This is a genomic window from Thermomonospora umbrina, assembly GCF_003386555.1.
GTDB classification, from domain to species: Bacteria; Actinomycetota; Actinomycetes; order Streptosporangiales; family Streptosporangiaceae; genus Thermomonospora; species Thermomonospora umbrina.
The window spans coordinates 4576023-4585908 of sequence record NZ_QTTT01000001.1 but is presented as its reverse complement, the minus strand read 5'-3'; the positions used below and the strand labels follow the sequence as shown (position 1 = coordinate 4585908).

Sequence of the window (9886 nt, the reverse complement as noted above, 5' to 3'; positions counted from 1 at the left end):
CCGCGGCCCCGGGAACGGTCCCGGGGCCGCGGCGCCGGCTCCCGGCCCCGGCTGACAACGAGGTTCGCCATGGCCATCAGCGTCTTCGACCTGTTCAAGATCGGCATCGGCCCGTCCAGTTCGCACACCGGCGGCCCGATGGCCGCCGCCCACCGGTTCGCCCGGGGCCTGCGACGCGACGGCCTCCTGGAGAAGACCGCCTCCGTCCGCGTCGTCCTGTACGGCTCGCTGGACCTGACCGGCAAGGGCCACGGCAGCGACAAGGCCGTGATCCTGGGCCTTTCGGGCGAGAAACCCGAGCTGGTCGACGTCGACACCGTCCCCGCCCGGATCGCCGCCGTCCGCGAAAGCGGTGTGCTGCGCCTGTTCGGCGCGGTCGAGGTCCCGTTCGTGGTCGGCGAGCACCTGGTCTTCGAACGCAAGGAGACGCTCCCCGGCCACCCCAACGGGATGCGCTTCACCGCGTACGACGCCGACGGCGGCGAACTGCGCTCACGGGTCTACTACTCGGTCGGCGGCGGCTTCGTCGTGGACGAGAACGCCACCGGCGCCGACCGCATCAAGCCCGACGACACCGTGCTCCCCCACCCGTTCGACTCCGCCGCCGAACTGCTGGCCCGATGCGCCGAGACGGGCCTGTCGGTGCCCGCCCTGATGCTGGAGAACGAGCAGGCGTTCGGCCGCACCGCCACGGAGATCTCCGCCGGCCTCGTGGGGCTCTGGCGGGTCATGCGCGCCTGCGTCGACCGGGGCTGCGCCACCGAGGGCCTGCTCCCCGGCGGCCTCAAGGTCCGCCGCCGCGCCCCCCAACTCCACCGCCGCCTCGTTCACGAGAGCCCCTCCGACCCGCTGCACGCGATGGACTGGGTCACGCTGTTCGCCCTGGCCGTGAACGAGGAGAACGCGGCGGGCGGCCGTATCGTCACCGCCCCCACCAACGGCGCCGCGGGCATCATCCCGGCCGTCCTGCACTACTACGACCGCTTCGTTCCCGGCGCCGACGACGCCGGGGTGGTCCGCTTCCTCCTCACCGCGGGCGCGATCGGCGTCCTCTTCAAGCAGAACGCCTCCATCTCCGGCGCCGAGGTCGGCTGCCAGGGCGAGGTCGGCTCCGCCTGCTCCATGGCCGCCGCCGGCCTCGCCGAGGTCCTCGGCGGCACCCCCGAACAGGTGGAGAACGCCGCCGAGATCGGCATCGAGCACAACCTCGGCCTCACCTGCGACCCCGTCGGCGGCCTCGTCCAGGTGCCCTGCATCGAACGCAACGCGATCGGCGCCATCAAGGCCGTCGGCGCCGCCCGCCTCGCCCTGCGCGGCGACGGCCACCACTTCGTCTCCCTCGACAAGGCCATCAAGACCATGCGCGACACCGGCCGCGACATGCTCGACAAGTACAAGGAGACCAGCCGAGGCGGCCTCGCCGTCAACGTCATCGAGTGCTGACGGCGCGGCCGACGAGGCGTACCTAGGGCGTGACCGCCATGGCGGTGAGGAGGCGGGTGGCGAGGTCGGGGTCGCCGGTGATGGCGGTGGTGACGGTGTCGGGGGTTCGGCGGCCGGCGGACAGGACGAGGTAGGTCTCCCAGTCCATGGTCAGCGTCGTGGTGGGGGCGGGGAGCGGGTCGGTGACGCGGGCGCGGCCGTCGGGGCCGACCTCGATGTGCACGGTGAACGCGGCGGGGCCGGTGACCTCAAGGGTGACGGACTGGCCGGGCAGGGCGGCGGCCTTCTTCCCGACGACGTAGGGCAGGCCCCGGAGCAGGAGGGCGCGGGCACAGGGGGCGGCCGGCGCGTCGAGGTTGCCGGGGCGGCCCGTGGCGCGGCGGATGTCCTGCTCGTGGACGTAACAGTCCATGGCGCGGAAGGCCATGAACATGCCGTAGGGGACCATCTCGCCCGTCGGGGCCGGGGTCGGGGCGGCCGGGTCGATGGTCGGGAGCGTGTCCAGCCGCAGGTGGAAGACCTCGTCGAGTTCGGCGACGACCTTCTCGCCGGGGACGGAGCGGCGCACGTCCACGCCGATCTCCATCAGGCGGCCGAAGTCGTTGCGCACGTGCGCCAGGCCCTCGGGAAGCGGGTGATCGGGGAGGGGCTCGCCGAGCAGCATGCGCTCCACGCTGACGATGTGGGCGAGCACGTCCTTGACCGTCCAGCCGGGGCAGTCCGTGGGCAGGTCGTGCTCGGCCGGAGCGAGATCGCGCGCCAGGGCGATCGTCGAGCGCACCGTCTGCTCCCAGGCGGCGGTGTTCCGGGCCATGTCGTCACTCATGGGGCGAGGCTGGCACACCAGGGTTGTTCCATGCAACCCTCAGGGGGCCAGCCACGCGTACCCGGCGAACCGGCCGGTGCGCGCGGCGCGGCGGTAGGAGAACAGCTCCGGCGACTCCAGCGTGCAGCGGGCGTCGTGTCGGATGTCGGCGACGCCGGCGCCCTTGAGCTGTGCCTCGACCCCGGCGCGCACGTCCAGCGCGGGCGTCCCCCGCCGGGTGGTGGCGCGGGTCTCGGGGATCAGACCGGCGACCTCGTCGCGCAGCTCGGCGGAGACCTCGTAGCACGGCCCGCAGGCGGACGGCCCGATCACGGCGGCCATCCGGGACGGGTCCGCGCCGCGTTCGGCCATCGCCCCGACCAGCGCGGGGACGACGCCCAGCGCGGTGCCCGCACGGCCGGAATGGGCGGCCCCGACGAGCCCTGCCTCCGGATCGGCGACCAGAACGGGGGCGCAGTCGGCCACCAGAACGGCCAGCGCCAGGCCCGGCCGGTCGGTGAACACCGCGTCCAGCGGGGGCGGGTCGTCGCCGAACGGCGCGGTGACGTAGCGGACCTCGGCGCTGTGCACCTGCCGCATGAAGACGACCCGGTCGGGGTCCAGCCCCAGCTCACGGGCCGTGGCCTCCCGATTGGCGAGGACCGCGGCGGGGTCGTCGCCCACGGCTCCCCCGAGGTTGCGCCCGTCGAAGGGCGGCGCGCTGACGCCGCCGGAACGATCCGTGAAGGCGATCCGCACCCGCCCGCCCAGCTCCATCCGCGAGCCCTCCCGTCCCTGGTCTGCCGGGGACGAGGCTATCCCGCGCGCCCGCACGCGAGGCGATCACGCCAGGCTGCGAGGCCCTTCGGAGTCGACCAGGCGCAACCGCACGACGGTCGGCAGCGACTCCCGGTCCAACGCGCTGCGCAGCCGGGCCACCGCCGAGTTCGCCACGTAGCGGCGCAGCGCCGCCAGGTCCGCGCGGGCCCCGTACGACACGGTCAGGACGAGGCGGGGATGCTCCCGGGTGCCCAACAGCCGGGCCCGGGACTTCTCCACGCCGGGAAAGTCGTCGACCTCCTGCTCGATCGCCGCGGTGAGCGCGGACGACGAGATCCGGGTGGACCCCTCGGAGCGGTCGTCCTCCAGGGACAGGCCCTGCACCCGTTCCGAGCGGCCCTGGGCCAGCAGCCAGGCGAGGCCGAGGAGGGCGGCGACCACCGCGACGGCGGCCACGGTGGGCCACAGCCAGGCGTTGTCGTCCGGGAAGCCGCGCAGCCCGTCGGTCAGCAGCCGTTCACGGGAGGGACCCGCGCCCCAGGCGCCCAGCGCACGGGCCAGCACCAGGGCGCCGCCCGCCAGCAGGAGCGCGCCGAGGAGCGTCAGGCCGAACCGGTTGAGCCCGGCGGCACGGCGGTTCACGAGTCGCCCCCCGCCTTGCGGACGCGGACGGACACCGACCGGCGCGGACGCGGGCCGAGCTCCTCCAGCCGGTGCGAGACGGCCTTCTCGACCCGCTCGGCCAACCCGTCGGGCTGCCGCAACGGGGTCTCGACGGCGACGGCCACGCGATGCCGGCGCACCTTGACCTTCACCCCGCCGACCATCTCGACGTCCCCGGCCGCCGTCGCCACCGCGCGCCGCAGCCCGCCCTTCGTCACCCCGACGACCAGCTCGGGGTCGTCGCCGCGCAACTGCACCAGCGAGGTGTGGCCCGGCTTCAGCCCCGCCATCAGGCAGGCCAGGCCGAGGAGGGCGACGACGGCCCCGGCGGCGATCGTCACCGGGTCGTTCCACGACGTCCGCCCGAGCCAGGAGAGCACCCGCCGGTGGTCGACCAGCTCGGTGGGCGAGCCGGCCAGCCCGGAGATGGTCTCCACGGCCACCAGCACCCCGGCCGCCGTCAGCAGGACCGCGGCGAGCATCGCGGGCCAGGTCCGGCGGGGCCGGAACACCCGGCGGGCGGCACGGTAGGCGGTGCGGTCGACGCGGGCCTTGGCCGGACGCGCCGGCGCGGGGCGCAGATGCCCTGCGTGCGTGGTCATCGGACTCTCGCCACCTTCCTCGGCTCCGGCGGACGCAACGTGGTCACGTCGATGTCGATATGGCTCACCTTCAACCCGGTGAGGCTTTCCACCCGGTCCCGGATCCGTTCACGGGCCTGCCGGGTCACCGTCAGGACGGACGTGGGGTACTGCACCGAGAGCTCCACGCGGGCCGTCACCATCGCCCCGTCCAGCGTCGCGCGGGCGCGGGCCCGGCGCGCCGTGCCCATCCGGATGCCCAGGACGCTGCGCTGAGCACCGCCCGCCTCCTCGATCTCGGCGGCGGCCCTGGAGGCGATCCCGGCCACCACCCGATCCGCGATCGTCGTCACGCCGTGGTCGGACGTGAGGCGGCCAGGGCTCATGAGGACTGGCCCCTGCCGCGCGGTCGCGTCATCTCGAAGACCTCGGCGAGGTCGAGGTCGCCGGCCACGGCGCGCCCGGCCAGGAACCCGAGCACGCCGAAGATCAGGACGGCGGCGAAGGCGGCGAACCCGCCGAACGCGGCGGCGATGCCGAGCGCGGTCCCGTAGGCCAGGCCGGCGATCGGCCAGATCCTGCTGTCATCCATGGTCTCCACCCCTTCGGTCACTGCAGATCACGGGAGCGACGCCGGCGGCGTCGTTCCAGCCAGCGGTCCAGCGGGCCCAGGCCCGGTCGCCGGCGGGCCACGACCACCGGAGCGGCCCCGGCGTGTCCGCCGTCCCCGCGGCGTCGCCGCAGCTCGGCGGCGAAGGTCTCCGGGTCCCCGCCCGCGTCCGGATGATGGGCGCGGACCCAGGCCCGGAACGCGGCCCTCCGCTCGCGTTCGCCGATCACGTTCGTCCCCGTGCGTTCAGTCGGCGCCGTCGGTCGGGTCGGCCGGATCGGCCAGGTCGGCGATGATGACGTTGACGTCCCGGCCGCCCGCCAGCGGGGCCACCGCGGCCCCCACGGCCTGCGCGGTCTCGGTGACGGGCCGGTCCGGCCGCACGACGATCGACACCTGCACCTCGTCGTCGCGCATCGCCACCCCCCGCAGCGGCAGCCCGGGACGGTAGGTCACCACGTGCCCCCAGGGGCCGGCCGACAGCTCCACGACCCCCGGGCAGTCCGCCGCGGTCTCCGCGATGCGCTCCGCCAGCTCCGCGGTGGTCATCGAGCCATCCCGGGAGCGCCCGTCGTCGGGCGCGGGGCCGGGACCTCGCCGTGCGGACGGCTTCTCCGGGGCGGTGGTCATTGGACCCGGGACTCCCGCTGCTCGCGGTGCTCGGAGTGCTCCTGGCGCCGGTCCCGGCCGCCGCCCTGGTCGTCGCCGTCGCCGTCCTCGTCCGGCAGGTGGATGTCGTCGACGGTCACGTTGACCTCGACGACCTCCAGCCCGCACATGTGCTGGACGGACCTGATCACGTTCTCCCGGACGGCGCCGGCCAGGTCGGGGATGGACACCCCGTACTCGACCACCAGGTCGATGTCCACGGCGGCCTGTCGCTCGCCGACCTCGACGTCGACCCCCTGGGCCACGTTCTTGCTCATCCCCGGGAGCCGTTCCTTCATCGAGCCGAAGGTCCGACCCATGCCCGCGCCCATGGCGTAGACGCCGCCGATCTCCCGGGCGGCCTTCCCGGCGACCTTGGAGACGACGCCGTCCACGATGGTGGTGCGGCCGGTCGAGGTGACCAGCTCGCCCTTGCCCTGGCCCTCCAGGTCACGGCCCTGGCCCGGTCTGCGGTCACCCTGCGGCCCGGTCGGAGCGGTGGCGGTCGACCCCTGGCCGTGCTCGCCGTCCCGCTCCTTCGTCATGGTCTTTCCGCTGTCCTGACTCACGATGCCCCCCCTGATGAGTCCGTCGACGAGCGGTTGATGCTCATTCCGGGGGGCCCTAACCAGTGATCACCGGTAAAAGTCGGGTAAATCATCAGACATCGGACGGGCCGGCGACGCGATCCGCGTCGCCGGCCCTCGGCATCCGAAAAGGCGGAGACCTACTTCATCTTGCTGCGCGCCTTGTCGCGGGCCTGCTGCGCCTTGTCGCGCGTCTTGCCCAGCGCCTCCTTGCCCTGGTCCTTCATCTGCTCGGCGGCGCGTTCGGCCTGGTCGGAACGGTCGGGCCGGGCGGCCTGCTGATCGGAGCGGGCGTGGTCGCCCGGCTTGGCGGCGCCGTCCCGATTCTGGCCCCTGGGTCGCTGCATCTTGCTACCGGTATTCGCCACGACATTTCCCCCCATTGAGTGCGGCGTGGCTCTTGCGACCCTTATATAGCCCACCCGACCGGATTCATGCATGGAATCTCAGAACACCTTGGATTGTCGATAAATCACCTTGAAACAGATGATGCCCGGCAATTCGGGCATTTCTCTCGACTTTCCCCGGCCGAACCGGATCAGCGGAAGACGACGGTCTTGTCGCCGTTCAGCAGGACGCGGTGCTCGCCGTGCCAGCGCACGGCACGGGCCAGCGCCAGGCACTCCATGTCCCGACCGACCGCCATCAGGTCGCCGGGGCCGTGGGTGTGGTCGACCCGCGCCACCTCCTGCTCGATGATCGGCCCCTCGTCGAGGGCGGCGGTGACGTAGTGCGCGGTGGCCCCGATCAGCTTGACCCCCCGGGCGTGCGCCTGGTGGTACGGCCGGGCGCCCTTGAAGCTCGGCAGGAACGAGTGGTGGATGTTGATGATCCTGCCGGGCAGCCGGCCGCACAGGTCGTCCGACAGCACCTGCATGTAGCGGGCGAGCACCACCAGCTCCACGTCGTAATGCTCCACCAGCGCGAGGACCTCGGTCTCCTGCGCGCCCTTGCCGCCGGGACCGATCGGGAGGTGGTGGTAGTCGATGCCGTACGACTGGGTCAGCGGGCGCAGGTCCGGATGGTTGGAGGCGACCGCCACGATGTCGATGTCCAGCAGCCCGGACCGCTGCCGGTACAGCAGGTCGTTGAGGCAGTGGCCCGCCTTCGAGACCATGATCAGCACACGCGTCCGGGCGGTCGCGTCGTCCAGCCGCCAGTCGAGGTCGAAGCCGGGGGCCAGGTCGGCCAGCGCCGCGCGCAGCGCGTCGCCGGTGGTCCCTTCGGTGGAGAACTGCACCCGCATGAAGAAACGGCCGGTGGCGGGGTCGCCGTACTGCTGGCTCTCCAGGATGTTGCACCCGCGCTCGGCCAACAGGCCGGAGACGGCGGCGACGATGCCGGGCCGATCGGGGCACGACAGCGTCAGGATGTGGTCGGGGCTCACGTCGATGCTTTCTGGGTCGGTCGCCGGGTGCGCGGCGTCACTTCACGATATCGGCGGCACGACGCCGCGCCGGGAGGATTCCGCCCGGGCCGTGACGTTGATCTGAAGGTGAATGCTCTCCTGCAGTCCACCAGGTTCTCGATTCTGGACCGTTCGCGCACACGGCGCGGCCAAGACCACGCGACGGCGCTGCGCGACACCGTGCGGTTCGCGCGGCAGGCGGAGGAACTGGGCTATCACCGGTTCTGGGTCTCGGAGCACCACAGCGTCCCGGGTGTCGCGGGTTCGGCGCCGACGGTGCTGGCGGCGGCCGTCGCGGGGGCGACCTCGCGGATCCGCGTGGGCACCGGCGGGGTGATGCTGCCCAACCACCGGCCGCTGGTCGTGGCGGAGCAGTTCGGGGTGCTGGAGGCCCTGCATCCGGGCCGCATCGACATGGGGCTGGGGCGCTCGGTGGGCTTCACCTCGGGCATTCGCCGGGCCTTGGGCCACGACAAGGACGACGCCGAGGACTTCGCCGCCCAGTTGGCGGAGCTGCTCGGCTATCTGCGCGGGGACCAGCGGGTCCATCCGGGCGTCCACGCGTGGCCCGCCGAGGGGCTGCTGGTGCCGCCGTTCATCCTCGCGACGGGGTCGGGCGCGGACGTGGCCGCCGAGTTCGGCCTTCCGGTGGTGACCGCCGCCGCCTTCGGCGAGGACCGGATGCTGACCGCGCTGGAGCGCTACCGCTCCGCGTTCCGCCCCTCGCCGTGGTCGTCGGAGCCGTACGTGATCGTGTCGGGAACGGTCGCGGTGGCCGAGACCACCGAGGCGGCCCACCGGCTGCTGGTCTCGGAGGCGTGGTCGAGCGCCTACTCCCGGACGCGCGGGGAGTTCCCCCCGCTGCTGCCCGCCGAGGAGGTGCTCGCGCTGGAGATGACCGACAAGGAACGGGCGCATTTCGCGTCGGTGCTGCGCGGTCAGATCCACGGCACCGAGGAGGAGGTCGCCGTCGCGCTCGAAGGATTGATCGACCGCAGCGGAGCCGATGAGATCCTGGTACATACCAGTACGTACGACCGTGCCGACGTGCTCGACTCGCACCGCAGACTCGCCCGACTGGCGGGGCCGGCCGCCGCTTCGACCGCCACCGCCCAGGCTGCAATATGAATGCTTCTCATGTTAACGTTGTGATCATATGAACCTCCGCACGCGGTACGACTCCGCCACGGCCGCCCTCGAGGCGCCCTTCGCGATCGTCGACCTGGACGCGTTCCGCGCCAACGCGGCCGACCTGGTCCGGCGGGCGAGGGGCAAGCCGATCCGGGTGGCCAGCAAGTCGGTCCGCTGCCGCGCCCTGCTGGCGGAGACGCTGGCCATGGACGGCTTCGCCGGGATCATGGCGTTCACCCTGCCGGAGGCGCTCTGGCTGGCGGAGGAACGCGCCGACGACGACATCCTGGTCGCCTACCCGACCGCCGACGCCACCGCGCTCGCGCGACTGGCCGCCGACCCGCACGCCCTCGCCACGGTCACCGTCATGGTCGACTCCCCCGACCACCTGGAGCTCCTCGACCGGGTGGTCCCCACGGCCTCCGGCGCCCCGGTACGGGTCTGCATCGACATCGACGCCGGATACCGCGCCTTCGGCGGGCGGCTGCGCGTCGGAGCCCGCCGCTCCCCCGTCCACAGCCCCGCCAAGGCCGCCGAACTGGCCGAACGGATCGAACGCCACCCCTCCCTGCACCTGGTCGGACTGATGGCGTACGAGTCGCAGATCGCCGGGGTCGGGGACGCGCAGCCCGGCAACCCCGTCCGGGCGCGGGCGATCCGGATCATGCAGTCCCGATCCCGGATCGAGCTGGCCCGCCGCCGCGCCGCCATCGTCCGGGCCGTCCGCACGGTGCGGCCCGACCTGGAGTTCGTCAACGGCGGCGGCACCGGCAGCGTCGAGAAGACCACGGCCGAACGCGCCGTCACCGAGATCGCCGCCGGCTCCGGGCTCTACCAGCCGCACCTGTTCGACCACTACAGCAACTTCCGGGGAATGCCGGCCGCGCTGTTCGCCCTGCCCGTCGTCCGCCGCCCCGGCCCCGGCGTCGTCACCTGTCTCGGCGGCGGCTACCTGGCCTCCGGCCCCGCCGACCGGCTGCGGCTGCCGCTCCCCTACCTGCCCGAGGGCCTGTCGTACGACTCCCACGAGGGCGCCGGCGAGGTGCAGACCCCCCTCCTCGGCACCGCCGCCGACGGGCTCGGCGTCGGCGACCGGGTGTGGTTCCGGCACACGAAGGCGGGCGAGCTGTGCGAACGGTTCGCCGAACTGCACCTGGTGGAGGGCGGGACGCTCGTTCGGACCGTGCCGACCTACCGGGGCGAGGGCCGCACCTTTCTGTGACCCTTAGA

At 73.1% G+C, this 9886-nt stretch carries 14 protein-coding genes; 3 read left to right on the top strand and 11 right to left on the bottom strand.

What is annotated here, in order from left to right:
- Positions 1 to 69 precede the first annotated feature (69 nt).
- On the top strand, positions 70 to 1443 hold the full coding sequence (locus tag DFJ69_RS20455) for an L-serine ammonia-lyase (protein ID WP_116024093.1): 1374 nt from the start codon (positions 70 to 72) through the stop codon (positions 1441 to 1443).
- Between the two features lie 22 nt (positions 1444 to 1465).
- On the opposite strand, the gene DFJ69_RS20450 is transcribed toward DFJ69_RS20455, so the two are convergent.
- From DFJ69_RS20450 to purU, 11 genes are all read right to left on the bottom strand, one after another.
- Complete coding sequence (locus DFJ69_RS20450; protein WP_116024092.1) at positions 1466 to 2269, bottom strand: maleylpyruvate isomerase family mycothiol-dependent enzyme; 804 nt, start codon at positions 2267 to 2269, stop codon at positions 1466 to 1468.
- A gap of 39 nt (positions 2270 to 2308) precedes the next feature.
- Positions 2309 to 3025, bottom strand: coding sequence for a peptidoglycan editing factor PgeF (gene pgeF / locus DFJ69_RS20445; protein WP_116024091.1), 717 nt, complete (start codon positions 3023 to 3025; stop codon positions 2309 to 2311).
- A 66-nt stretch (positions 3026 to 3091) separates the two neighbouring features.
- On the bottom strand, positions 3092 to 3670 hold the full coding sequence (gene amaP, locus DFJ69_RS20440; RefSeq protein WP_116024090.1) for an alkaline shock response membrane anchor protein AmaP: 579 nt from the start codon (positions 3668 to 3670) through the stop codon (positions 3092 to 3094).
- Entirely contained in the window at positions 3667 to 4293 is a 627-nt protein-coding gene (locus tag DFJ69_RS20435; protein ID WP_116024089.1) for a DUF6286 domain-containing protein, read from the bottom strand. The genes amaP and DFJ69_RS20435 overlap by 4 nt, the downstream gene beginning before the upstream one ends.
- A complete protein-coding gene (locus DFJ69_RS20430) occupies positions 4290 to 4658 on the bottom strand; it encodes an Asp23/Gls24 family envelope stress response protein (RefSeq protein WP_116024088.1) in 369 nt (122 codons plus the stop codon). Before DFJ69_RS20430 ends, DFJ69_RS20435 begins: the two co-directional genes overlap by 4 nt.
- A complete protein-coding gene (locus DFJ69_RS20425; protein WP_425453359.1) occupies positions 4655 to 4864 on the bottom strand; it encodes a hypothetical protein in 210 nt (69 codons plus the stop codon). Before DFJ69_RS20425 ends, DFJ69_RS20430 begins: the two co-directional genes overlap by 4 nt.
- A gap of 17 nt (positions 4865 to 4881) precedes the next feature.
- A complete protein-coding gene (locus tag DFJ69_RS20420) occupies positions 4882 to 5112 on the bottom strand; it encodes a hypothetical protein (protein ID WP_116024087.1) in 231 nt (76 codons plus the stop codon).
- A gap of 16 nt (positions 5113 to 5128) precedes the next feature.
- Positions 5129 to 5431: a hypothetical protein gene (locus DFJ69_RS20415; protein ID WP_116024086.1), complete on the bottom strand. Its 303-nt coding sequence runs from the start codon at positions 5429 to 5431 to the stop codon at positions 5129 to 5131.
- Between the two features lie 77 nt (positions 5432 to 5508).
- On the bottom strand, positions 5509 to 6075 hold the full coding sequence (locus DFJ69_RS20410; RefSeq protein WP_116024085.1) for an Asp23/Gls24 family envelope stress response protein: 567 nt from the start codon (positions 6073 to 6075) through the stop codon (positions 5509 to 5511).
- A 182-nt stretch (positions 6076 to 6257) separates the two neighbouring features.
- On the bottom strand, positions 6258 to 6464 hold the full coding sequence (locus DFJ69_RS20405; RefSeq protein ID WP_116024084.1) for a hypothetical protein: 207 nt from the start codon (positions 6462 to 6464) through the stop codon (positions 6258 to 6260).
- 191 nt (positions 6465 to 6655) lie between these two features.
- Complete coding sequence (purU, locus tag DFJ69_RS20400) at positions 6656 to 7504, bottom strand: formyltetrahydrofolate deformylase (protein ID WP_116024083.1); 849 nt, start codon at positions 7502 to 7504, stop codon at positions 6656 to 6658.
- A 108-nt stretch (positions 7505 to 7612) separates the two neighbouring features.
- Between purU and DFJ69_RS20395 the strand changes: the two genes are divergently transcribed.
- Both DFJ69_RS20395 and DFJ69_RS20390 read left to right on the top strand, forming a co-directional pair.
- Entirely contained in the window at positions 7613 to 8653 is a 1041-nt protein-coding gene (locus DFJ69_RS20395; RefSeq protein ID WP_116024082.1) for an LLM class flavin-dependent oxidoreductase, read from the top strand.
- Positions 8654 to 8681: 28 nt separating this feature from the next.
- Positions 8682 to 9878 carry an amino acid deaminase/aldolase gene (locus DFJ69_RS20390; protein ID WP_116024081.1) on the top strand — a complete coding sequence of 399 codons (1197 nt, stop codon included), beginning with the start codon at positions 8682 to 8684 and terminating at the stop codon, positions 9876 to 9878.
- Positions 9879 to 9886: the final 8 nt, after the last annotated feature.

Coding starts and splice junctions, on each gene's coding strand:
- DFJ69_RS20450 (WP_116024092.1), bottom strand. CDS start 2,269: ATGAGTGACGACATGGCCCGGAACACCGCCGCCTGGGAGCAGACGGTG.
- DFJ69_RS20405 (WP_116024084.1), bottom strand. CDS start 6,464: ATGCAGCGACCCAGGGGCCAGAATCGGGACGGCGCCGCCAAGCCGGGC.
- DFJ69_RS20415 (WP_116024086.1), bottom strand. CDS start 5,431: ATGACCACCGCGGAGCTGGCGGAGCGCATCGCGGAGACCGCGGCGGAC.
- DFJ69_RS20410 (WP_116024085.1), bottom strand. CDS start 6,075: ATGACGAAGGAGCGGGACGGCGAGCACGGCCAGGGGTCGACCGCCACC.
- DFJ69_RS20435 (WP_116024089.1), bottom strand. CDS start 4,293: ATGACCACGCACGCAGGGCATCTGCGCCCCGCGCCGGCGCGTCCGGCC.
- DFJ69_RS20430 (WP_116024088.1), bottom strand. CDS start 4,658: ATGAGCCCTGGCCGCCTCACGTCCGACCACGGCGTGACGACGATCGCG.
- DFJ69_RS20455 (WP_116024093.1), top strand. CDS start 70: ATGGCCATCAGCGTCTTCGACCTGTTCAAGATCGGCATCGGCCCGTCC.
- DFJ69_RS20425 (WP_425453359.1), bottom strand. CDS start 4,864: ATGGATGACAGCAGGATCTGGCCGATCGCCGGCCTGGCCTACGGGACC.
- DFJ69_RS20390 (WP_116024081.1), top strand. CDS start 8,682: ATGAACCTCCGCACGCGGTACGACTCCGCCACGGCCGCCCTCGAGGCG.
- pgeF (WP_116024091.1), bottom strand. CDS start 3,025: ATGGAGCTGGGCGGGCGGGTGCGGATCGCCTTCACGGATCGTTCCGGC.